Annotated in this window: 22 protein-coding genes and 1 tRNA gene; 16 read left to right on the top strand and 7 right to left on the bottom strand. The window is 60.5% G+C overall.

Annotation, left to right across the window (positions count from 1 at the left end):
• Positions 1–39: 39 nt before the first annotated feature.
• Genes ftsY through dapF form a run of 3 tightly spaced genes read right to left on the bottom strand, consistent with a single transcriptional unit; the run spans position 40 to position 3,759 of the window.
• Positions 40–1,566 carry a signal recognition particle-docking protein FtsY gene (gene ftsY / locus AAE029_RS22240; RefSeq protein WP_371075072.1) on the bottom strand — a complete coding sequence of 509 codons (1,527 nt, stop codon included), beginning with the start codon at positions 1,564–1,566 and terminating at the stop codon, positions 40–42.
• Positions 1,567–1,582: 16 nt separating this feature from the next.
• Positions 1,583–2,857, bottom strand: coding sequence for a tRNA (N(6)-L-threonylcarbamoyladenosine(37)-C(2))-methylthiotransferase MtaB (mtaB, locus tag AAE029_RS22235; RefSeq protein ID WP_371075071.1), 1,275 nt, complete (start codon positions 2,855–2,857; stop codon positions 1,583–1,585).
• The gene (gene dapF, locus AAE029_RS22230) at positions 2,854–3,759 is read right to left on the bottom strand and encodes a diaminopimelate epimerase (protein ID WP_371075070.1); all 906 of its coding nucleotides are present in this window, start codon (positions 3,757–3,759) and stop codon (positions 2,854–2,856) included. Before dapF ends, mtaB begins: the two co-directional genes overlap by 4 nt.
• A 389-nt stretch (positions 3,760–4,148) precedes the next feature.
• On the opposite strand from dapF, the gene ffh reads away from it, so the two are divergent.
• The 7 genes from ffh to AAE029_RS22195 all read left to right on the top strand — a co-directional run bounded on the left by ffh (position 4,149) and on the right by AAE029_RS22195 (position 9,283).
• A complete protein-coding gene (ffh, locus tag AAE029_RS22225) occupies positions 4,149–5,723 on the top strand; it encodes a signal recognition particle protein (RefSeq protein WP_371075069.1) in 1,575 nt (524 codons plus the stop codon).
• A 17-nt stretch (positions 5,724–5,740) separates the two neighbouring features.
• Positions 5,741–6,043, top strand: a complete 303-nt coding sequence (locus AAE029_RS22220; protein ID WP_371075068.1) for a chorismate mutase — start codon at positions 5,741–5,743, stop codon at positions 6,041–6,043.
• Positions 6,044–6,147: 104 nt separating this feature from the next.
• Positions 6,148–6,504 (top strand): 30S ribosomal protein S16, encoded by a 357-nt coding sequence (rpsP, locus tag AAE029_RS22215; RefSeq protein ID WP_371075067.1) that lies wholly within the window; start codon positions 6,148–6,150, stop codon positions 6,502–6,504.
• A gap of 118 nt (positions 6,505–6,622) precedes the next feature.
• Positions 6,623–7,189 (top strand): ribosome maturation factor RimM, encoded by a 567-nt coding sequence (rimM, locus tag AAE029_RS22210; protein ID WP_371075066.1) that lies wholly within the window; start codon positions 6,623–6,625, stop codon positions 7,187–7,189.
• Positions 7,190–7,195: 6 nt separating this feature from the next.
• Positions 7,196–7,897, top strand: coding sequence for a tRNA (guanosine(37)-N1)-methyltransferase TrmD (trmD, locus tag AAE029_RS22205; RefSeq protein WP_371075065.1), 702 nt, complete (start codon positions 7,196–7,198; stop codon positions 7,895–7,897).
• Between the two features lie 230 nt (positions 7,898–8,127).
• Positions 8,128–8,655: a 50S ribosomal protein L19 gene (rplS, locus tag AAE029_RS22200; RefSeq protein ID WP_371075064.1), complete on the top strand. Its 528-nt coding sequence runs from the start codon at positions 8,128–8,130 to the stop codon at positions 8,653–8,655.
• Positions 8,656–8,863: 208 nt separating this feature from the next.
• Positions 8,864–9,283: a heme-binding protein gene (locus tag AAE029_RS22195; protein WP_371075063.1), complete on the top strand. Its 420-nt coding sequence runs from the start codon at positions 8,864–8,866 to the stop codon at positions 9,281–9,283.
• A gap of 45 nt (positions 9,284–9,328) precedes the next feature.
• Here the strand turns inward: AAE029_RS22195 and AAE029_RS22190 are convergent, their stop codons facing one another.
• Complete coding sequence (locus AAE029_RS22190) at positions 9,329–10,840, bottom strand: cyclic nucleotide-binding domain-containing protein (RefSeq protein ID WP_371075062.1); 1,512 nt, start codon at positions 10,838–10,840, stop codon at positions 9,329–9,331.
• A 224-nt stretch (positions 10,841–11,064) separates the two neighbouring features.
• Between AAE029_RS22190 and AAE029_RS22185 the strand changes: the two genes are divergently transcribed.
• On the top strand, positions 11,065–11,580 hold the full coding sequence (locus tag AAE029_RS22185; RefSeq protein ID WP_371075061.1) for a cytochrome P460 family protein: 516 nt from the start codon (positions 11,065–11,067) through the stop codon (positions 11,578–11,580).
• A gap of 52 nt (positions 11,581–11,632) precedes the next feature.
• On the opposite strand, the gene AAE029_RS22180 is transcribed toward AAE029_RS22185, so the two are convergent.
• The gene (locus AAE029_RS22180; RefSeq protein ID WP_371075060.1) at positions 11,633–12,523 is read right to left on the bottom strand and encodes a LysR family transcriptional regulator; all 891 of its coding nucleotides are present in this window, start codon (positions 12,521–12,523) and stop codon (positions 11,633–11,635) included.
• A 79-nt stretch (positions 12,524–12,602) separates the two neighbouring features.
• Between AAE029_RS22180 and AAE029_RS22175 the strand changes: the two genes are divergently transcribed.
• Entirely contained in the window at positions 12,603–13,379 is a 777-nt protein-coding gene (locus AAE029_RS22175; protein WP_371075059.1) for an MBL fold metallo-hydrolase, read from the top strand.
• A 155-nt stretch (positions 13,380–13,534) separates the two neighbouring features.
• Here AAE029_RS22175 and AAE029_RS22170 read toward each other — a convergent pair.
• Positions 13,535–13,609: transfer RNA gene (locus tag AAE029_RS22170), tRNA-Gly, on the bottom strand.
• 247 nt (positions 13,610–13,856) lie between these two features.
• On the opposite strand from AAE029_RS22170, the gene AAE029_RS22165 reads away from it, so the two are divergent.
• From AAE029_RS22165 to AAE029_RS22150, 4 genes are all read left to right on the top strand, one after another.
• Positions 13,857–14,366, top strand: a complete 510-nt coding sequence (locus AAE029_RS22165) for a prolyl-tRNA synthetase associated domain-containing protein (RefSeq protein ID WP_371075058.1) — start codon at positions 13,857–13,859, stop codon at positions 14,364–14,366.
• A gap of 54 nt (positions 14,367–14,420) precedes the next feature.
• Entirely contained in the window at positions 14,421–15,386 is a 966-nt protein-coding gene (gene trxA, locus AAE029_RS22160) for a thioredoxin (RefSeq protein WP_371075057.1), read from the top strand.
• Positions 15,387–15,605: 219 nt separating this feature from the next.
• Positions 15,606–16,286, top strand: coding sequence for an LON peptidase substrate-binding domain-containing protein (locus AAE029_RS22155; protein WP_371075056.1), 681 nt, complete (start codon positions 15,606–15,608; stop codon positions 16,284–16,286).
• A gap of 10 nt (positions 16,287–16,296) precedes the next feature.
• A complete protein-coding gene (locus tag AAE029_RS22150; RefSeq protein ID WP_371075055.1) occupies positions 16,297–16,485 on the top strand; it encodes a Trm112 family protein in 189 nt (62 codons plus the stop codon).
• A gap of 6 nt (positions 16,486–16,491) precedes the next feature.
• Here AAE029_RS22150 and AAE029_RS22145 read toward each other — a convergent pair whose 3' ends face one another.
• Positions 16,492–17,721, bottom strand: coding sequence for a ubiquinone biosynthesis hydroxylase (locus AAE029_RS22145; RefSeq protein WP_371075054.1), 1,230 nt, complete (start codon positions 17,719–17,721; stop codon positions 16,492–16,494).
• Positions 17,722–17,803: 82 nt separating this feature from the next.
• On the opposite strand from AAE029_RS22145, the gene tesB reads away from it, so the two are divergent.
• The 3 genes from tesB to AAE029_RS22130 all read left to right on the top strand — a co-directional run bounded on the left by tesB (position 17,804) and on the right by AAE029_RS22130 (position 20,692).
• Entirely contained in the window at positions 17,804–18,676 is an 873-nt protein-coding gene (tesB, locus tag AAE029_RS22140; RefSeq protein ID WP_371075053.1) for an acyl-CoA thioesterase II, read from the top strand.
• Between the two features lie 212 nt (positions 18,677–18,888).
• Entirely contained in the window at positions 18,889–19,239 is a 351-nt protein-coding gene (locus AAE029_RS22135) for a P-II family nitrogen regulator (protein ID WP_371075052.1), read from the top strand.
• 28 nt (positions 19,240–19,267) lie between these two features.
• A complete protein-coding gene (locus tag AAE029_RS22130) occupies positions 19,268–20,692 on the top strand; it encodes an ammonium transporter (RefSeq protein ID WP_371075051.1) in 1,425 nt (474 codons plus the stop codon).
• Positions 20,693–20,872 lie beyond the last annotated feature (180 nt).

The following is a 20,872-nucleotide window of genomic DNA, read 5'->3' as shown; positions in this document are numbered from 1 at the left end:
CGCCGTGCCATGCGGGCCATTGGCGGCATATCTGTGGCATCATTGTCCGAGACCGGCAATGGCTTGGGCGAAATCCTCCGCCTCGAAGGGCTCCAGATCGTCGATGCCCTCACCGACCCCGATGAAATAGACCGGCAGCTTGTGCTTGGCGGAGATGGCGACCAGGATGCCGCCGCGTGCCGTACCGTCGAGCTTGGTCATGATCAGGCCATTGACGCCGGCAACATTGCGGAAGATCTCGACCTGATTGAGCGCGTTTTGGCCGGTGGTGGCATCGAGCGTCTGCAGCACGGTATGCGGCGCCTCAGGGTCGAGCTTGCCGAGCACACGTACGATCTTCTCGAGCTCGGCCATGAGCTCGGCCTTGTTCTGCAGGCGGCCGGCCGTATCGATGATCAGCACGTCAGACTTCTTGGTCTTTGCCTGTTGGAAGGCATCGAAGGCAAGGCCAGCGGCATCGGCGCCGAGCTTGGTGCCGACGAATTCCGATTTCGTGCGGTCTGCCCAGATCTTCAACTGCTCGATCGCGGCCGCTCGGAAGGTGTCACCTGCCGCAATCATAACCTTGAGTCCGGCGCTGGTGAGCTTTGCCGCCAACTTGCCGATCGTCGTCGTCTTGCCGGTGCCATTGACGCCGACGACGAGAATGACGTGCGGTTTGTGCGACAGGTCGAGCTGCAGGGGCTTGGCGACCGGTTTCAGCACCTTGGCAATTTCAGAAGCCATGATGCGGCTGACATCTTCGCCAGTCACATCCTTGCCGTAGCGCTCGGAGGCAAGCGTATCGGTGACGCGCATTGCCGTTTCGACGCCGAGATCGGCCTGGATCAAAAGGTCCTCGAGATCCTGGAGCGTGTCGTCGTCGAGCTTTCGCTTGGTGAAGAGTGCCGTGATCTGCCCGGTAAGCTGGGACGAGGTGCGCGCAAGGCCGGCGCGCAGGCGCTGGAACCAGGAGAGCTTCGGCTGGGGGACCGGCGCTGCCGGCTCGGGAACCGAGGGACGCGCTGCAAAGCCCTTCGGAAGGACAGGCTCGGCTACGGGAACAACTTCGTCCGCTGTTTCGGACGCGACGGGCGGCTCGTCTCTTGCGATCGGCTGTTCGGACAATAGCTCTGTCGGAGAGACAACGTCCTCATCCGGTTCGGACGGAACAGCCGCCTGATCGGTAAACAGCTCTTCGTCGGTGACCTCCTCGGCCGCCGCTTCCGCCTCGAGCAGGGAAAGCGGCACGACGCCGATATCATTCATCTGGCCGGAAGACGGAAGAACCACCTCGGTTTCATCCTGTTCCGCATCCGATGCGGAGGCCTCTGCACTCTGATCGGCAACAGAGGCCGGACTGTCGTCTGTCGCATCCGCGGCAGGTCCGCCCGCCGTATCCATCTCTTGCGGCAAAACCGGATCGTCCGCGAGCGGCAGATGCTCCTCGCGCGAATGCGGCTCCAGCTCCGCCTGGAGCGCATTCGCTTCTGTCTCGCTCAGCGCCTCCGGAGCTTGCGCCGGTTGCTCGTCCACCGGCTTGTCCTTGCCGAAGGTGAAGACCTTTTTGATGAAACTGAGCGCCATGAGAGTTCCGTGAAGATCAGGCCGCGTCGGCAGCCGTCAATTGCATGTCGAGATGCTTGCCATTGTGGCCGGTGATCAAGACCGGCACAAGGTCGCGCGGCCGCAGGCCGGGCGCGGCGACAAGCGTGAAGTTTTCCGTATGCGCCAGGCCATGGTTTTCGATCAGCAGCCATTGTCGTGTTCCGACCATGCTGTCGAGATGGGACTGAAGCAGTCCATGTCCAGTGGCGCGAAGGCGCGAGGCGCGTTCCTTGACGAGCGAGCGGTCGAGTTGCGGCATCCGCGCAGCAGGCGTGCCGGGGCGCGGGCTGTAAGGAAAGACGTGCAGATGGGCGATGCGGCCTTCCTCAGCCAGCCGGGCGGCGCTTTCGAACATCTCCTCGGTCTCGGTCGGAAAGCCGGCGATCATGTCGGCACCAAAGCTCATATCCGGACGCAGGCGTCGGACGTCCTCGATGAAGCGCAGGGCATCGGCGCGCGAATGGCGACGCTTCATGCGCTTGAGAATCAGATCGTCGCCATGCTGCAGCGAGAGGTGCAGATGCGGCATGAAGCGCGGTTCGTCCGCGATCAGGTCCATCAGGTGCCTGTCGGCCTCGATGCTGTCTATAGAGGAAAGGCGCAGTCTGCGGATATCCGGGATCTGCTTCAGGAGCGTCTTTGCCAGCAGGCCGAGCGTCGGTCCGCCCGGCAGATCGGCACCATAGCTCGTAGCGTCGACACCGGTGAGCACGATCTCGCGGTAGCCGCTATCGACGAGATTGCGAGCCTGTTCGACAACCGCACCCATCGGCACCGAGCGGGAATTGCCCCGGCCGTAGGGAATGATGCAGAAGGTACAGCGGTGGTCGCAGCCGTTCTGTACCTGGATGAAGGCCCGGACATGGCCGTCGATATGCCGGATCATCTGAGGCGCGGTGCGGCGCACGCTCATGATGTCGTTGACACGGAGTTTTTCTTCTGCCGAGACACCGAAATCGGGAAGCGCGCGGTAAGAGGCGCTCGCCAGCTTCTCCTCGTTGCCGAGAACGGCGTCGACCTCCGCCATTTCGGCAAAAGTCTCTTTCTCGGTCTGGGCGGCACAGCCCGTGACGATGATGCGGGCATGCGGATTTTCGCGCCTCGCACGACGGATTGCCTGGCGTGCCTGGCGCACGGCTTCGCCGGTGACGGCACAGGTATTGACCAGAATGGCGTTGTTGAGCCCGGCTTTTTCCGCCTCGGCCCGCATCACTTCCGATTCATAGGTGTTGAGGCGGCAGCCGAAGGTGATGACCTCGACGCCGCTCACCGCGCTTCCGCTCCCTGTTCGTTATCGCGCGTCCATGCGCCTGTCGCAGGATCGAGCTTGCCCGACCACTCCCACTCAGCAGGTCCGGTCATGATGACGTGGTCGTCGCTTTCGCGCCATTCGATGCGGAGCTCGCCCGGCGGCATGGCGCTCGCAACATGAATCGTGATTTTTCGGCCGGTGCGGCCCGTGCGGGCAGCGCTGACGGCGGAAGCGCAGGCGGCGGATCCGCAAGCAAGCGTCAGGCCGGCGCCGCGCTCCCATGTCCTCGTCGTTATCGACGTGGGCGAATTGACCTGAGCAAGCGTGATATTGGCGCGCTCGGGGAACATCGGGTGATTTTCGAGAAGCGGTCCGAAGCGGCCGAGATCAAAGGACATCACATCCTTCTCGACCCAGAAGATAGCGTGCGGATTGCCCATCGAAACGGCAGAGGGAGAATGCAGCACCGGATTGTCGATCGGCCCGATCTGCAGCTCGATGCGGCTGGTGTCGTGAAATTCCTCGGCGAGCGGGATCTTGTCCCAGTCGAAAACGGGTTTTCCCATATCGACGGAAATTGTGCCGTCCTCGTGCTCGACAGCGTTCAGGACACCGGCGACGGTCTGGAAGGTGAAAATCCTCTTTCCCGTTTCGGCGGCGAGCGCGTGGACGACGCAGCGCGTGCCATTGCCGCAGGCCTGCGCCTTCGACCCGTCCGAATTGAGAATGTCGATGAAGGCATCGGTGCCCTGCAGTTTCGGATCGTGGATCGCCATGATCTGGTCGAACTCAGTCTCGGCATGTGCGTTGAGCGCGACCGCGGCCGCCGGCGTCACTTTATCCGTACGGCCGCGCATGTCGACGACCAGGATCTTGTTGCCAAGCCCGTTCATCTTCGCGAATTCGACCGTATTGCTCATGGGACAGTTCCGTTGCTCTCGGCGTGTATATGGCGGAAATGCGGGGGAATTACCAGTGGTGCGCGCGCAAGTCATCCTGCGTCAAGCGCCTTTCTTAAAACCGCCGGTACGGTTATTTTGCCGCTTCAGCTTGACTTTCAGGATAGTTTCCTGTTTATCGCGGCGATCTGCGACGAGCCTCAAGACTCCGAGCCACCGACCGGGACCCGCAAAGGTATAAAGAGATCCCGGAGGTCAACACCCGACAGCGCGATGCGCCCTCGGGTGCTTTTTGGCTTTGCGTCTTGTTTTCGTCAAGGAAAAGCACGACGTTTCGGGAATCTCAGCGCATAAGCCTTTCGAGGCGAGCGTGACCAAAAACCCCTGAAACGGAGAAGGAAGAAGAGCCGATGTTTGAAAACCTCCAGGACCGTCTGAGTTCCATCCTGAATGGACTGACCGGCCGTGGCGCGCTTTCGGAAGCCGATGTTTCCGCAGCACTCCGCGAGGTTCGCCGCGCGCTTTTGGAAGCGGACGTGGCGCTCGATGTCGTGCGTTCCTTTACCGATCGTGTGCGCGAAAAAGCTGTCGGCGCGGAGATCCTGAAATCGATCAAGCCCGGCCAGATGGTGGTCAAGATCGTCCATGACGAGCTCGTCGAAATGCTCGGCATCGAGGGCGTCGGCATCGATCTCAATGCGCCCGCCCCGGTCGTGGTGATGGTGGTCGGCCTGCAGGGTTCGGGCAAGACGACGACGACGGCGAAGATCGCCAACCGGTTGACAACGCGCGAGCGCAAGAAGGTGTTGATGGCATCGCTCGACACGCGCCGGCCGGCCGCGCAGGAGCAGCTTCGCCAACTCGGCGTCCAGACGAACATCGACACTCTGCCGGTAATCCCCGGCCAGTCGCCGACCGATATTGCGGCGCGCGCCGTGCAGGCGGCCAGGCTCGGCGGTCATGACGTCGTCATCCTCGATACCGCCGGCCGCACCCATATCGACGAGCCCTTGATGGTCGAGATGGCCGACATCAAGAAGAAGTCGAACCCGCATGAAATCCTGCTGGTCGCCGACTCGCTGACCGGTCAGGACGCGGTCAATCTCGCCCGCAATTTCGATGAGCGCGTCGGCATTACCGGGCTTGTGCTGACCCGGATGGATGGTGACGGTCGCGGCGGTGCGGCTCTTTCCATGCGCGCCGTTACGGGCAAGCCGATCAAGCTGATCGGCGTCGGCGAAAAGATGAGCGAGCTGGAGGAGTTCCATCCCCGCCGCATCGCCGACCGTATTCTCGGCATGGGCGACATCGTTTCGCTCGTCGAGAAGGCGGCAGAGAACATCGACGCCGAGAAGGCGGCCGCCATGGCCGCCAAGATGGCAAAGGGCAAGTTCGATCTGAACGATCTTGCCGATCAGTTGCGTCAGATGCAGAAGATGGGCGGCATGGGCGGCATCATGGGCCTGATGCCCGGCATGGCCGGCATGAAGGACAAGATGGCGGCCGCCGGGCTCGACGACCGGCTCTTCAAGCGTCAGCTCGCGATCATCTCCTCGATGACGAAGGCCGAGCGCGCCAACCCGGATGTCCTGAAGCATTCGCGCAAGAAGCGCATCGCAGCCGGTTCCGGCACGGATGCGGCCGATATCAACAAGCTTCTGAAGATGCACCGCCAGATGGCGGACATGATGAAGATGATGGGCGGCAAGGGCAAGGGCGGCGGCCTCATGAAGCAGATGATGGGCGGCCTTGCCGGCAAGATGGGGCTCGGCGGCATGGGTGGCATGCCGGACCTTTCGAACATCGATCCCAAACAGCTCGAAGCGCTGCAGAAGCAGGCCGAGGCGGTAGGCTTGGGCAAGCCGGGTGGCATGCCCGGCTTGGGTGGTGGAATGCCAGGCGGATTGCCCGGTCTCGGGGGACCGAAGCTGCCGGGCCTGGGTGGTGGCTTTCCGGGGCTTCCCGGGTTGCCGAGGAAGAAGTGAAAGGATCACCCGTGGACATGATTGACCCCGAAGTGAAGACCCAGCTCGCGAGCTATCGTCAGTCGATCGACAATATCGATGCGGCACTCGTCCATATGCTGGCCGAACGGTTCCGCTGCACCAAGGAAGTGGGCGTGCTGAAGGCCAAGCACAATCTGCCGCCGGCCGATCCGGCGCGCGAGGAATTCCAGATCGAGCGTCTTCGCCGCCTGGCGAAGGATGCCCATCTGGATCCGGATTTCGCCGAGAAGTTCCTGAACTTCGTCATCAAGGAAGTCATCCGGCACCATGAACAGATCGCGGCCGATTTCAAGGCGTGATCCCGAAACTGTGCAGAGGTTTCCGACAGGATCACGCGAAATCAAGCACATTAATGAACGATGCCGCCAAACGAGGCGGTCAAGAAAAGCCTAAGGAGTAAGAAATGTCGTTGAAAATTCGTCTCGCCCGCGGTGGCTCCAAGAAGCGCCCGTACTATCACGTCGTCGTCGCCGACGCACGTTCGCCGCGTGACGGCCGCTTCCTCGAAAAGCTCGGTTCCTGGAATCCGATGCTCGCCAAGGACGACGCAAAGCGCGTCGAGCTGAACGCCGACCGTGTCAAGCACTGGCTCGACAACGGCGCCCAGCCGACCGATCGTGTTCTGCGCTTCCTCAATGAGGCAGGCCTTGCCAAGCGCGAAGCCCGCAACAATCCGGAAAAGGCAAAGCCAGGAAAGAAGGCCCAGGAGCGCGCCGCCGAAAAGGCACAGAAGGCAGCCGACGCTGCTGCTGCCGAATAATCGAAAGCATCGATCGCATTCGAAGGGCGGCATGTTCATGCCGCCCTTTTTTATTTCCCATCGGCGGTTGTTCATCCTATGAGAGGGAAATTCTGTTTCATCGAAGCGATCAGGCATCATGACCAAGCTGGAAAACCCCGTATTGATGGCAACGATCGGCGGCGCCCAGGGCATCAGGGGCGAAGTCCGCGCAAGGTCCTATACCTCCGATCCGACGGCGCTCGGCGATTACGGCAATCTGCACAGTCTCGACGGTCGCACCTTCGAGATCCTAGAGATCCGCGAAGCCAAGAATATGGTTGTCGTCCGATTCCGAGGCGTCAACGACCGCAATGCGGCCGAGGCGTTGAACGGCCTGGAGCTCTATATCGAACGCGACAATCTTCCCGACGAGGAGTTGGAAGAGGACGAATTCTTCTATGCCGATCTCGAAGGGCTGGAAGCTGTCGACGAGAAGGGGACGGCCTATGGCGTCGTCACCGGAATCTATGATTTTGGTGCCGGCGATCTCCTGGAACTGAAGGGGCCGGGAAAGCGGCCCGTGCTCATCCCCTTCTCAGAGAGCGCCGTGCTGGAAATCGATCTCGAAAACGGTCGGATCCTGATCGACCCGCTTGCCGCCGGCCTGGTAGAGGAGCCGGAAAACCCAACCGGGACGAGGCCGCAAAAACGCGGCAAGAAGTAGAGAACGATGACCTTCCGCGCCACGGTCCTGACCCTTTATCCGGAAATGTTTCCGGGTCATCTTAGCGTTTCACTTGCCGGCAAGGCACTGGAACGCGGCCAATGGACGCTTGATGCGGTGCAGATCCGCGACTTTGCGACGGGCAGGCACCGCACCGTCGACGACACGCCGGCCGGCGGTGGGGCGGGCATGGTGCTGAAACCGGACGTGCTGGCGCGAGCGATCGACAAGGTTTGCGACAACGACAAGCGTCCCCGCTTGTTGATGAGCCCGCGGGGCAAGCCGTTGCTGCAGCAGCGCGTGCGCGAGCTTGCTGCCGGCGACGGTGTCGTCATCGTCTGCGGCCGCTTCGAAGGCGTCGACCAGCGGGTGATCGATGGCCGCGGGCTCGAGGAGATCTCGGTCGGCGATTATATTCTCTCCGGCGGCGAGCCGGCCGCACTCGTGCTGCTGGATGCGATCGTGCGCATTCTGCCCGGCGTTATGGGCAATGACCTTTCCGGCCTGCACGAAAGCTTCGAGGACGGTTTGCTGGAGCATCCGCACTATACGCGACCGCAGGAGTGGGAAGGCCGCGAGATCCCTTCCGTTCTGACCTCCGGCAATCACGGGGCAATCGCGCGATGGAGGCGCGAGGAATCGTTGCGCCTCACGAAGGAAAGACGCCCAGACCTGATTGCCAGGGCCACTTCGGGGGAGAAGGGCTGAGCGCTTGCTGAAATGCGCCGAATTTCCGCATCGGTTCATAAAATTGTCGTCCGAGGGATGACAAGGCCTGGTGTTTCGTGTATTGGCGCACCCGGAAATGGGTATATCCCGTCTGCCAGCAAACAAAGAATGGCGAATTCGCTCCCGCCTGCAAGGGCAAAATCCCGAGGCCTGGCTAAAGGATCCATGTCGAGCGCTCTGGCTGTTTCAGAAGAAATAGAGGTTAGACAATGAACATCATTCAGCAGCTGGAAGCCGAACAGGCTGCCAAGATCGACGCCAAGCGCACCCTTCCGGAATTCTCGGCCGGCGATACCGTGCGCGTCAACGTGAAGGTGACGGAAGGCAACCGTACCCGCGTCCAGGCCTATGAAGGCGTCTGCATCGCCCGTTCCGGCGGCGGTCTCAACGAGAACTTCACGGTTCGCAAGATTTCCTATGGCGAAGGCGTCGAGCGCGTTTTCCCGGTCTATTCCCCGATGATCGAAAGCGTCGAAGTCGTTCGCCGCGGTAAGGTTCGCCGCGCCAAGCTTTACTACCTGCGCGACCTGCGCGGCAAGGCTGCCCGTATCGTTGAAAACACCGGCACCCGCGCCCGCAAACTTAACGAAGCCGAACGCCAGGCGCTCGCCGATGACAAGGCACGTATCGAGGCCGAGAAGGTTGCAGCTGCCCAGGCTCTGGCAGCTGAAAAGGCAGCAGCCGAAGCGGCCGAAGCAAAGGCAGCAGCCGAGGCTGCTGAAGCCAAGGGCGAATAAGCCCGGTTTTATGCCTTTCTGGAAAATCAGTTTCGCCGGACATCGTCCGGCGATTTTGATTCCGGGCGTTGCTAACGCCAAAGATGCCGGTTTAGGTACGGATGAGCCGTTCGCTCTGCCTGCATCGAAATGCCTCCCGATCATTGCCGGTGAAGGTGACGACGACCGCTGCAATCACCGTCGCGCAATATCAGAGGAGACGCAAATCATGTCCGTCACACGCGAAACCCTGGTCCTGACCCATTCCGGGGCGGTACAGGCACTCTCGGCCGCGATCGCCCATGCCGAGAAGATCGGCATCCCGCAATGCGTCTTCATCGTTGACGCCAGCGGCGAAACGATCGCCAGCATCCGCATGGACGGTGCAAAATATCTGAGCATGCATACGGCACGCGCCAAAGCGCGCACGGCGGCCTCGATCAACGCGCCGACGGGCGCCATGGCCTTTGAATTCGGCACGGCCGCTGGCATCGCCTCCCAGGGCGGCGTTACACATCTGCCCGGCGGACTGCCCATCCGCTTCGGCAACAAGCTTGCGGGAGCAATCGGTGTGGGATCGGGCACCGGCGACCAGGATTTCGAGGTTGCTCGCGCAGCACTTGCCGCGATCGGCGCTGATGCCGTGTAGTCTGGACGCAGCGAACGTCATCGATCCCCATTTTTAGGCTATGCGCTAACCCTCATGCTGGAGCTGAAACAGGTGCCGGATTCTTGCCGCAAGCGAGGTCGCCTGTTTGCCGCTCATCGTCGATTCGGCGAGGCCGATCAGATGGCGTTCGGCCTCGATCCGGCGCGAAAGGAGCAGGCCCAGTTCCTCGGCAAGTGCGGGGCGGTCGTGCATGACGGTAGCGAGTTCCTCCTGGGTGATTTCATAGACGACCACAAAGGTTAGTGCGCGGACGGTTCCCGGTTCCGCCGCGCCCATCAGGACGCCACCTTCTCCGAAGCAGTCTCCGGGCGAAAGGCGCGTCAACTCGATTTCGCGGCCATGCTCTTCCCGGGTAATGACAACCACGCCGCTGCGAATCACCATCAGCGATGTCAGCTTTGAATCCTGCGCGGCGATGACCGTATTGCTGCGGTAGGTGCGCCGTGTCATCTTCGCTGCCAGCGCCTCCTTCTCATCTTCGGTCAAGGGCGCAAAAAGCGCCATGGCGGACAGCAGACGCCATGCTGTTTCAGGGTGCTTCGAAGCAGTGGCGTCCTCCTGAAGATCGATGCCGGTGAGGCCGCTTGCGGTTTCGGGCGGTGCAAGCGGCAGACCCGCCGCCTTGCAATGACGAAAAACGAGATCGTAAATCTCGTTCCGCGCCGTGGTCGTCCGAGATATGTCCTTGACACGGCAGCTGAGTTCGATCTCGACGGCCTGGCTGTCAAGTTTCTTGATCGTCACCGACGGCGATGGCTGCTTGAGGATGGAATTGCTGCTGAGGAGCACGGTCTGCATCACCTCTTCGATGACGGCCGGCGGTCTTACCGGGACAATTCTCACGATCAAGGAAATGCCGTGACTTTCATCGGGACTGTTCAGATTGACCAAGCGCGCCTTTGCCAGCCCGCTATTTGGGATGATTATGAGATCGTTGGTGCTGTTCAGCAGGTGGGTTGACCTCCAGTTGGTCTCCACGACGCGACCCTGGGTTCCATCGTCGAGGACGATCCAGTCACCGACCGTATAGGGCCGGCCGAGATTGAGGGCAATTCCGGAGAAGACGTCGTTCAATGTGCTTTGCAGGGCGAGACCGAGAATGATGGCAAAGACACCGGAGGTAGCGATGAGCGTTCCGACCGGAACGGCAAAGACATAGGCGATGATGGAAAGGCCGGCGCCGAGATAGATGATGCCGACGACGAGATCCTGAAGCAGCCGAACTTCGCGGGGCTTGTGTTCGAAAATGAGAAAGAGTCGGACCGAGCTTACCAGAACCATGGCGCCCGCGATCCACCACAGCGATTTCGCCGCGCCGATGAAGATGCGGTGCGAAATGTCCTCCCCGGTCGTATCCGACATATAGGGCTCGATGCCATGGTAGAGCAGGATCGCGGTAAGCAGGACGAAAAAGGCGACATGACAGACAAGCCTCAGCGTCGGATGGCCGCGAAGCACGATGAGGTTCAGCGACAATCCGGCGACGACGAGAATGCAGAATTGGATAATGGGATCGTTCAGCGTTTCGAGTGTCATAACGTCTTCATATCGACAGGGACAACGTCGCGATCATACAGTGCCGCGGCGCCTGGGGAAGACGGTTTGGTAAGGGCGTATCAACGCGGCCGGAATGTATCCCAGTGTATTCAGGCGGCCGAATGCTACATTCGCTTTCAATTCCCGCGGATAATGAAATAGCCAGGATACATGGACGCAGTCTTTGCGGCCGGAACTCAACTGCCCGCCCAAGGAGTGTTTCCATGAAACCAGTCCATCTCGGACTTGCCGGAGCCGCCGTATTGTCGACCGCCGCCTTCGCTGCCATCGGCTGGACCGCCGAGACCGTTGCGAATTCCGCAACCGCCTCGCCGATCTATGGCGTCACCATACCTGAAGGCTATCGCCAGTGGGAGCTGATCGCGCCGGCGCAGGAGGCAGCGCCCCTGGACGAACTGCGAGCCGTGCTTGGAAATTCCGTCGCCGTCGAGGCCTATCAGAAAGGAACGCTTCCCTTCCCGGACGGGACGGTTCTGGTGAAGCTCGCCTGGAAGCACGTTCAGTCCCCGGAATTCGAAACGGCGTCGATCCCTGGGGCAGCAACCACCGTCCAGGTCATGGTCAAGGACTCCAAGAAATATGCGTCGACCGGCGGCTGGGGGTTTGGCCGCTTTGTCAACGGCAAGCCGGTCGACGAAGCGCAACACCAGACCTGCTTTGCCTGTCACGAAGCCCGCGTGAAAGGGCGCGACTATGTCTTTACCCGGCTTGCGCCGTGAACGCCATGAGGATTCTTGCGTCGATGACGCGCTTCTTCGGATCTTTCTGGCTTTATCGCTCCTCGAATAGCTCACGCTCTTCAACAAATAACCGGGTGAAGAAATCCGCCACGGTTCGGATGGCGATATCCTTTTTGTCGTGCCGCCGTGTCAAAAGCCACAGCTCCCGCGTCGGCGGTGCATCGCCGAGCGAACAGGCGGAAAGCCGCTTATCCGCTCGTCCGATGAAATGCGGCAGCAGAGCCACTCCGGCATCGGCGGCCGCGGCGGCGGCTTGCGTGAACTGATTGCCGGTTCTGAACGCTATTCTTGCCCGGGGAAATTGCCGGGCAAGCCATACCGCCTCGGGAATATGGGCATTCGCCTCGTCAAAGCCTACGAATACCGGCGGTGATCCATTCTCAATCCGGCGGCGCCATTCAATCGAAGCGTAAAATCCGTAGCCAATTGTCGCAAGCCGTTTGGCGATCAGGTCGCCATCCTGCGGACGCCCAAGCCGGAGGGCGATGTCCGCTTCGCGGCGCTCAAGGCTTATGGTCCGGACATCCGAAGCAAGCTCGAGATCAAGTCCAGAATATTGGGTGACCAGGCTCGCGAGCCGCGCGACAAGAAAGCCATGCGTCAAACCGGGTGTCGCACTGATGCGAACGAGCCCCTTCGGCCTGTCGTCTGCGCCACCTCTGCTCAACGACGCGGCGGCTGTCTCCATATCGTTGGCCGCGGTAAGGACGCGATTGCCCGCAAGTGTCAGGACATAGCCATCCGGCCGCCGTTCGATCAGTTTTTCGCCGAGCGACCGTTCGAGCGAGGAGATGCGCCGCGAGACGGTCGCGTGATTGACGGAAAGGGCGCGCGCCGCCGCCGACAGGCTGCCGTGTCGCGCGAGCGCGATGAAGATGCGAACATCTTCCCAATCGAGACCTGTGCGAATTTGATCAGCCATTGCGAGAAATTAGCTAATTTTCTCACAGCGCGCGACCGGCTAGCTTTACCCCAACGCAATCCACCACAGGAAAATGGCCATGTCAGCGCTGGATATCACGCTTACTCTCATCGGCGGCCCGACGGCACTTATCGAAATCGGCGCCTTGCGTCTTCTCACCGATCCGACCTTCGATCCACCCGGCCTCTACAAGAAGGCGCCTGTTCATTTCGAGAAGACCTCCGGTCCTGCCCTCACGGTGGAGGAGATCGGCACGCTCGATGCTGTCCTCCTGAGCCACGATCAGCACCTCGACAATCTCGATCATAGCGGGCGCGCGATGCTCCCGACTGTTGGAGCGACGTATACGACCATCGCGGGAGCGGCCCGTCTCGGTGGGAATTCGATTGGTCTTGCGCCCTTCGAAACCCGCACCCTGGAGGGGCGAAACGGAGAGCGGCTGTTTGTCACTGCTGCCCCGGCGCGGCACGGACCGGTCGGTATTGAGCCAATCTCCGGCGACGTCGTCGGCTTTCTGCTGGGAAAGGAGCAAGCTGGCGACGCCATCTACATCACCGGTGACACTGTCTGGTATGAAGGAACGGCGGAAGTCGCGCGTCGCTTCTCCCCCAAGGTGGTGATGCTTTTCACCGGCTCGGCGGAACCGAGGGGACGGTTTCATGTGACCATGGATAGCAATGACGCCTTGGAAGCAGCAAGTGCGTTCCCGAACGCTGCCATCGTCGCCGTGCATAATGAAGGCTGGGTGCATTTCAAGGAAAGCGCGGCCGAACTTGCTGCGGCCTTTGCGACCCTTGGTGCGGGCGCACGTCTAACAACCCTCGAACGAGGCATGCCGAGGCGGTTTGAATTTTAAAGGCTGACTGCAATCCCGGGGAGCCGTTCCCAAGGCGCCAAATCCACTTCGGCGATACGCCTCGTCATGCTTACACGGAATGAACTTGCAAGGCGGGCAGGTAACAGACGCTCCATAGAGCGGTCTTCAAACCATTTGGCTTTCCCGAGAAAAACTGGAGCGGGCGAAGGGATTCGAACCCTCGACCCCAACCTTGGCAAGGTTGTGCTCTACCCCTGAGCTACACCCGCTCAATCCGTCCCGGTCCGGGGTAGTTTAAGTGGACCGGTGGTTGCCGCCCTTGCGGCGACCGGCGCTATATGGCCTAACCGTTTTTCAAATGCAACAGGGAAATGACGGAATCGCCAATAAAAAATTTTCGCTCGAGATACGGTGTGAATTTATCCGCCGCCTCCGGTCGCCACCGCAAAGATTGCCAAATGCCTGGCGGCGACGTATCACGAAGTGCATCCTGTTTTCCCGTCGGAATGAATCACCATGACCGCTCTTTCACCCAAAGGCCGCGAGGATCTTTTCCGTTTTCTCGATGAACTCGGCATCAGCCACAGCACCAAGGATCATGCGCCGGTCTTCACCGTCGCTGAATCGGTGGCGCTGCGCGACCAAATTCCGGGCGGTCATACCAAGAACCTCTTCGTCAAGGACAAGAAGGACAAATTCTTCCTGCTGACGGTCGAGGAAAATGCGGTCGTCGACCTGAAGAAGGTCCACGGCCTCATCGGCGCGGCGAGCAGGGTTTCCTTCGGTAAACCGGAAAAGCTGATGGAATATCTGGGCGTCGCTCCGGGCTCGGTGACGGCGTTCGGCGCGATCAACGACAGCGGCAACAATGTCACCTTTATTCTCGATGCGGAGCTGATGAGCCATGACATCATCAATTGTCATCCGCTTTCGAACGATGCCACGACCTCCATCGGACGAGATGATCTGATCCGCTTCATGGAAGCGACCGGGCATAAACCGCTTGTCTTGAAAGTGACGGACTGACATACGATTTAGGCGTTATATCCGGCCTAGAAGCCGGCGAGACGGGAGACACTCATGAGCGGCACGGACAATCCCTATAGCAATTCCTTCGGCAACCAGATGACCGCTTCGGCGAATGTCGGTGCGGCGCCCGCGGAGGGTGGCTCCTATATCAAGGAGACGACGACGGCGAATTTCAGCCGTGACGTCCTTGAGGAGTCGCGCCGCCAGCCGGTGCTCGTGGATTTCTGGGCACCGTGGTGCGGGCCGTGCAAGCAGCTGACGCCGGTCCTGGAAAAAGTGGTCAACGAAGGCCGCGGCCGGGTTAAGCTGGTCAAGATGAACATCGACGATCATCCCGCCATTGCCGGCCAGCTCGGCATCCAGTCGATTCCGGCGGTTATCGCTTTCGTGAACGGCCGCCCTGCGGATGGCTTCATGGGCGCGGTGCCAGAAAGTCAGGTGCGCCAGTTCATCGATCGCCTGGCAGGCCCTGCCGGCGCCGATGAGGCTGCGGAGATTGATGCTATTCTCGAGGAAGCAGCGACGCTGCTCGCCAACGGTGACGTCAACGGTGCTGCCGAACTTTTCGGTTCGGTGCTGCAGGTCGATCCCGAAAATGCCAAGGCGCTCGCGGGCATGGCTGAATGCATGATCGCGGCGGGTCAAAACGACAGGGCTCGCCAGGCTCTTGCCGATCTGCCGGAGACGCTTGCCAAGGATGCCGGCATCCAGGCAGTGGTCAAGAAGCTCGACCAGATAGACGAGGCTCGCAAACTCGGCGATCCCGTGGCGCTGGAACGCGAGCTGGCCGGCGCTCCGGACAATCATGATGCGCGCATGAAGCTTGCCAAGATCCTCAACGTGCAGGGCAAACGCGAGGAAGCGGCCGATCATCTGTTGACCATCATGCGCCGTGACCGTACCTTCGATGACGATGGCGCGAGGCGACAGCTTCTGCAGTTCTTCGAAGTCTGGGGTGCGAAGGATCCGGCGACGATCGCGGCACGACGCAAGCTGTCGTCCATCCTTTTCTCGTGAGGTTTGCGGCTGGATCAAGAGCATTTCAGGCCAAATCGGCCTGAAATTGAATCCTGATCTGCATTTAAGGAGTTAGAGCGGGATTTCAGCCGAAAACCGCTCACACTTTTCGGCATCCCGCTCAAGCGCCCTTGCGTTTTTGGCCGAGGGCACCACATTTCGGGCATGGCTGAAATTGTGACAGTCGAAGCGCCCGCCGGAAATTCGGGATGAGTTCTGATGCATGTGGGAAATGCCAGATATGTGAAAGCTCGAGACCTGCCTGATACGGCTGTGATCTTTCCCCTGAATGGCGCCCTGCTGCTGCCGACCGGGCAGCTTCCCCTCAATATCTTCGAGCCGCGTTATCTTGCCATGTTCGATGCTGCACTCGCCGGAAACCGGCTGATCGGCATCGTCCAGCCGGCGCTCGGCGAATACGAGGGAGAGGAAAGCCCGGCCGGCGCACCGCATCTCGCCCAGGTCGGGTGCCTCGGACGCATCACCTCTTTCGCGGAGACCGGTGATGGGCGCTATATCGCTTCGCTGACGGGCATCTGCCGTTTCCGCCTTTTGGAAGAAAAAACCGGCCACGAGCCCTATCGCACTTTCCGGATTGCGCCCTTCATCGCGGATCTGACGTCCGAGAATGAAGAGGACGCTGTGGACCGGTCGGCATTGCTTGCCGCCTTCAGGGCCTATCTCGACGCAAACAAGCTGGAGGCCGATTGGGAGAGCGTCGAGCGGGCGAGCAACATGACGCTCGTCAATTCATTGTCGATGATGTCGCCCTTCGGGCCCGCGGAAAAGCAGGCGCTTCTGGAGGCCCCCGATTTGAAGACGCGCGCCGAGACGTTGATCGCCATCACCGAGATCGTGCTTGCGCGGGCTTTCGGCGATTCGGATTCCGTACTGCAGTAAGGATGCGCGGATGGACGAGAACATCAGCAAGGTCGATCCGAAGCTGCTCGATCTCCTCGTCTGCCCATTGACCAAGGGGCGGCTGAAGTATGACCGTGAGACGAACGAACTGGTTTCGGAGAAAGCGAAGCTCGCCTATCCGATCCGCGACGGCATTCCGATCATGCTCGTTTCCGAGGCGCGGCGGCTCGAGGACTGATGTCGATTAGATAGCCTGTCCCGCAAGCAGCCGCGGATTCGCCCGATCGGCCGTGCCTGCAGCCTGACCGATGAAATAGGATTTGAGGCCGGGCAGGCGGTCGACGAGACCAAGGCCGAAGTCCCTGATGATGCGGATCGGCGTGATATCGTTCGAAAACAGGCGGTTCAGCACATCGGTCGTAACGCCCATGCGGAAAGTATCGAAACGGCGCCAGGTCTGGTAGCGCTCGAGAATATTGATCGAGCCGATATCGAGGCCGAGCCGGTCGGCTTCGACGACGGTTTCAGCCAATGCCGCCACATCCTTGTAGCCGAGATTGAGTCCCTGACCGGAAATGGGATGGATGCCGTGAGCGGCATCGCCGGCAAGCGCGAAACGCGGCACGACGAAGTCACGGGCGAGCGTGAGGCCCAACGGGAAGGCGCGTCTGTCGCCGAGCGCATGAAGGCTCCCAAGCTTGTGACCGAAGCGGCGTTCCAGCTCCTCTTCGAAAACGAGATCGTCTGCAGCGATGAGCCGGTTGGCATCGGCGGTGCGCTCGGTCCAGACCAGCGAGGAGCGATTGTTCTTGAGCGGCAGAATTGCGAAGGGGCCCGAGGGCAGGAAGTGTTCTTCCGCGCATCCGTTGTGCGGGCGCTCGTGCTCGACTGTCGCCACGATGCCGGATTGCCCGTAATCCCAGCTTACGGTCTTGATGCTCGCCATGTCGCGCAGTCTCGATCGTACGCCGTCACAGGCGACGAGCAGGCGCGCTTCCAATATGCTGTCGTCGGAAAGCGTTACGGTGATGTTCGTTTCCCCCGTTTTCAGGGCGGTCGCAGTCAGCCCATGACGAATCGGAATGCCGAGCCGTTCGCAGGCCCCGCGCAGTGCACCGACCATCGTCACGTTCGGGACCATATGGGCAAAGGGTCGACCTTCTCCCGTGTTTCCGGGATGTACCTCGCCGTCGAAGGTGAGGAAGACCGGCCGCACGGGATCGGAGGTCCGAGAATCGGTAACGATCATCTTCGTGATCGGCTGGGCTTCGGGCAGGATCTCGTCCCAGATGCCGAAAACCTCCAGCATCCTTGCGGCCGCGGCGATGATCGCCGAAGCGCGGCCATCCTTTTTCCAGGCATCCTCAGGTGCCGCTTCGACGACCTCGATTTGAAGATGAGGGGCCGCCTGCTTGACGGCGACCGCGGCTGCGAGACCCACATAACCGCCTCCGACAACCAGCATGTCCAGCATCGCGCACTCCCGTCTTCAATGACCATCTCCTGACCTATATAGATCATCCGGTCCGTTCTTCCTATCGCTGGAGCCTGTCGAAATGCCGCAAGAAACAGCAATGCAGCAACTCATCGCCACGCTGGATATCGAGATGCTCGAGGTCAATCTCTTTCGCGGCCGTAGTCCGCAGGTTGGCTGGCAGAGGGTTTTCGGCGGGCAGGTGATCGGCCAGGCGTTGATGGCGGCGCAAAGGACGATGGCCGCCGACCGCCATGTCCACTCGCTTCACGCCTATTTCATGCGTCCGGGTGACCCGTCGGTTCCGATCGTCTATCAGGTAGAACGCATTCGCGACGGCGGAAGCTTTAATACCCGGCGTGTGCTGGCCGTGCAGCACGGCCACGGGATATTCGCGCTATCGGCCTCCTTCCAGCTGGACCAGCTCGGCTTCGAGCACCAGATCCCGATGCCCGAGGTCCGTCAGCCCGAAGACCTTCCCGGCGAGCAACAGATCAAGGAGCAGTATCTCCAGCATGCCCCGGAGCCGGTCAGAAAATACTGGCAGCGCGAGCGACCGATCGAAATCCGGCCTGTCTCGCTGACGCACTGGCTCTCCGGCGAGAAGCTCGAACCCAGGCAGGATGTCTGGGTGAGGACAAGGGGTGATGTGCCCGACGACAGGCATTTTCAGGCGGCAATCCTTGCCTATCTTTCGGATATGACGTTGCTGGACGCGTCGCTCTACGCCCATGGCACTTCCATCTTCGATCCAGGCCTTCAGGTCGCAAGCCTCGACCATTCCATGTGGTTCCATCGGCCCTGCAAGCTCGACGACTGGCTGCTCTACACGCAGGATAGTCCCAGTGCATCTGGCGCCCGCGGCCTGACACGCGGTAGCCTATTCAGCCGTTCCGGTGTCCTGATTGCGTCGGTCGCGCAGGAAGGTTTGATTCGGAAAAAGGCAAATGATTAAATAAAGTGCAAATTTATAAATTTGCGCATTATTTGTGCGCTTATTGCCCGTTCAATTGCCTTTTTATGAGCACGAGCGATCTTAGTCTTTATTTTTCAATAACTTATTCCCTGCTTTGAATCTGGCACGCCCCTTGAATGTCTATTGACGGTCGCTGCTCAATCGATCGTTAGCGGCAAGGAGAGTCGGCTCCCCGCCGAGGATAATAAAGGATGGGAAACCAGATGAAAATTGTGATGGCCATTATCAAGCCGTTCAAGCTCGATGAGGTTCGCGAAGCCCTCACGGCTGTCGGCATTCAAGGCCTGACCGTGACGGAAGTGAAGGGCTACGGGCGCCAGAAAGGGCATACCGAAATCTATCGCGGTACCGAATATGCGGTCAGCTTTCTTCCGAAACTGAAGATCGAGGTCGCTGTCGCATCCGAAATCGTCGACACGGCGGTCGAAGCCATCGCCTCCTCCGCCAAGACCGGCCAGATCGGTGACGGCAAGATTTTCGTCTATTCGATCGACCACGCCGTGCGTATCCGCACGGGCGAAACCGATTCAGAAGCGCTGTAAGAACCGCTGATCCAAGGAGCTTTATTCAATGTCAATCTCGAAGTTTTCTTCCACCTTTGCGCGGATCGGCGCTGCTTCCGCCGCCCTGCTGGCGCCGGTCGTCGCCTTCGCGCAGGAGACGGCCCCGGCTGCCGCAGCGGCTGCTCCGGCCATGACGGTAGACAAGGGTGACAATACCTGGATGCTTGTTTCCACGGTTCTCGTTCTCCTTATGACCATTCCGGGCCTTGCGCTCTTCTACGGCGGTCTCGTCCGCGCCAAGAACATGCTCTCGGTGCTGATGCAGGTCTTCATGATCACGGCCGTCGTCATGATCATCTGGGTGACCTACGGCTATTCGCTCGCCTTCACCGACGGCGGTTCGCTGAACAGCTTCGTCGGCGGTTTCTCCAAGGCCTTCCTCGCGGGCGTCGACACGACGACCCTGTCGGAAACCTTCACCAAGGGCGTCGCCATTCCGGAGCTTACCTTCGTGTGCTTCCAGATGACCTTCGCCTGCATCACACCGGCCCTGATCGTCGGCGCTTTCGCCGAGCGCATCAAATTCTCGGCCGTCATGCTCTTCGTCATCCTCTGGGTCACGTTCGTCTACTTCCCGATGGCGCACATGGTCTGGTTCTGGGGCGGTCCGAGCGCCTATAATGGCCCGACCGGCCTCATCTTCTCCTATGGTGCGATCGATTTCGCGGGCGGCACCGTCGTTCACATCAACGCCGGTATTGCCGGTCTCGTCGGCGCTATCATGCTCGGCAAGCGTACGGGCTATAAGAAGGAAATCATGGCTCCGCACTCGATGACGCTTACCATGGTCGGCGCATCGCTTCTGTGGGTCGGCTGGTTCGGCTTCAACGCCGGTTCCAACCTCGAAGCCAACGCTTACGCATCGCTCGCCATGATCAACACCTTCGTTGCGACGGCTGCGGCCGCGGTGGCCTGGTGCATCGTCGAAACCTTTACCCGCGGCAAGGCTTCGATGCTGGGTGCTGCGTCAGGTGCCGTCGCCGGTCTCGTTGCCGTCACGCCGGCAGCGGGCTTTGCCGGCCCGATGGGTTCGATCGTTCTCGGCCTCGTCGTCTCGCCGGTCTGCTACTTCTTCGTTGACGTCGTGAAGAACAAGTTCGGCTATGACGACAGCCTCGATGTTTTCGGCGTACACTGCGTCGGCGGTATCCTCGGTGCCATCGGCACGGGCATTCTGGTCAACCCGGCTCTTGGCGGTGCAGGCATCGTCGACTACTCCACGCCGGACTTCGCCGCTTCCTATGCCGGCACGGCAACGCAGGTTTGGGCACAGTTCAAGGGCGTCCTGACGACCCTCATATGGTCCGGCATCGGTTCGGCGATCCTCTACAAGATCGTCGACGTCATCATCGGCCTGCGTGTCGCAGTCGAAGCCGAGCGCGAGGGCCTCGACCTGGCATCGCACGGCGAGGCGGCTTACCACGCGTCTTAAAAACGCTTGCGGCGCCGCCATGCTTCCGGCGCCGCTGAACAGCCCGTCGTGGCCTATCGGACTATAGGCCGTTTCATGGCCCGGACCCCCAGGTTCGGGCTTTTTTTATCGCTTTAGGCTGTTGTTTTCATGCATGTCGTTGTCGCAAAACATGGGGTAATCGCGGCGCGATCGCCCCAG

The sequence above is a fragment of the Sinorhizobium sp. CB7 genome (assembly GCF_041357635.1).
GTDB lineage: Bacteria > Pseudomonadota > Alphaproteobacteria > Rhizobiales > Rhizobiaceae > Rhizobium.
The sequence above is the reverse complement of the archived record's forward strand: the minus strand, read 5'-3'. Positions and strand labels throughout refer to the sequence as shown.

Excerpts from the sequence above, each read along its gene's own strand:
- ftsY (WP_371075072.1), bottom strand. The coding sequence starts at position 1,566 with ATGGCGCTCAGTTTCATCAAAAAGGTCTTCACCTTCGGCAAGGACAAG.
- dapF (WP_371075070.1), bottom strand. The coding sequence starts at position 3,759 with ATGAGCAATACGGTCGAATTCGCGAAGATGAACGGGCTTGGCAACAAG.
- ffh (WP_371075069.1), top strand. The coding sequence starts at position 4,149 with ATGTTTGAAAACCTCCAGGACCGTCTGAGTTCCATCCTGAATGGACTG.
- AAE029_RS22220 (WP_371075068.1), top strand. The coding sequence starts at position 5,741 with ATGATTGACCCCGAAGTGAAGACCCAGCTCGCGAGCTATCGTCAGTCG.
- rpsP (WP_371075067.1), top strand. The coding sequence starts at position 6,148 with ATGTCGTTGAAAATTCGTCTCGCCCGCGGTGGCTCCAAGAAGCGCCCG.
- rimM (WP_371075066.1), top strand. The coding sequence starts at position 6,623 with ATGACCAAGCTGGAAAACCCCGTATTGATGGCAACGATCGGCGGCGCC.
- trmD (WP_371075065.1), top strand. The coding sequence starts at position 7,196 with ATGACCTTCCGCGCCACGGTCCTGACCCTTTATCCGGAAATGTTTCCG.
- rplS (WP_371075064.1), top strand. The coding sequence starts at position 8,128 with ATGAACATCATTCAGCAGCTGGAAGCCGAACAGGCTGCCAAGATCGAC.
- AAE029_RS22195 (WP_371075063.1), top strand. The coding sequence starts at position 8,864 with ATGTCCGTCACACGCGAAACCCTGGTCCTGACCCATTCCGGGGCGGTA.
- AAE029_RS22190 (WP_371075062.1), bottom strand. The coding sequence starts at position 10,840 with ATGACACTCGAAACGCTGAACGATCCCATTATCCAATTCTGCATTCTC.
- AAE029_RS22185 (WP_371075061.1), top strand. The coding sequence starts at position 11,065 with ATGAAACCAGTCCATCTCGGACTTGCCGGAGCCGCCGTATTGTCGACC.
- AAE029_RS22180 (WP_371075060.1), bottom strand. The coding sequence starts at position 12,523 with ATGGCTGATCAAATTCGCACAGGTCTCGATTGGGAAGATGTTCGCATC.
- AAE029_RS22175 (WP_371075059.1), top strand. The coding sequence starts at position 12,603 with ATGTCAGCGCTGGATATCACGCTTACTCTCATCGGCGGCCCGACGGCA.
- AAE029_RS22165 (WP_371075058.1), top strand. The coding sequence starts at position 13,857 with ATGACCGCTCTTTCACCCAAAGGCCGCGAGGATCTTTTCCGTTTTCTC.
- trxA (WP_371075057.1), top strand. The coding sequence starts at position 14,421 with ATGAGCGGCACGGACAATCCCTATAGCAATTCCTTCGGCAACCAGATG.
- AAE029_RS22155 (WP_371075056.1), top strand. The coding sequence starts at position 15,606 with ATGCATGTGGGAAATGCCAGATATGTGAAAGCTCGAGACCTGCCTGAT.
- AAE029_RS22150 (WP_371075055.1), top strand. The coding sequence starts at position 16,297 with ATGGACGAGAACATCAGCAAGGTCGATCCGAAGCTGCTCGATCTCCTC.
- AAE029_RS22145 (WP_371075054.1), bottom strand. The coding sequence starts at position 17,721 with ATGCTGGACATGCTGGTTGTCGGAGGCGGTTATGTGGGTCTCGCAGCC.
- tesB (WP_371075053.1), top strand. The coding sequence starts at position 17,804 with ATGCCGCAAGAAACAGCAATGCAGCAACTCATCGCCACGCTGGATATC.
- AAE029_RS22135 (WP_371075052.1), top strand. The coding sequence starts at position 18,889 with ATGGGAAACCAGATGAAAATTGTGATGGCCATTATCAAGCCGTTCAAG.
- AAE029_RS22130 (WP_371075051.1), top strand. The coding sequence starts at position 19,268 with ATGTCAATCTCGAAGTTTTCTTCCACCTTTGCGCGGATCGGCGCTGCT.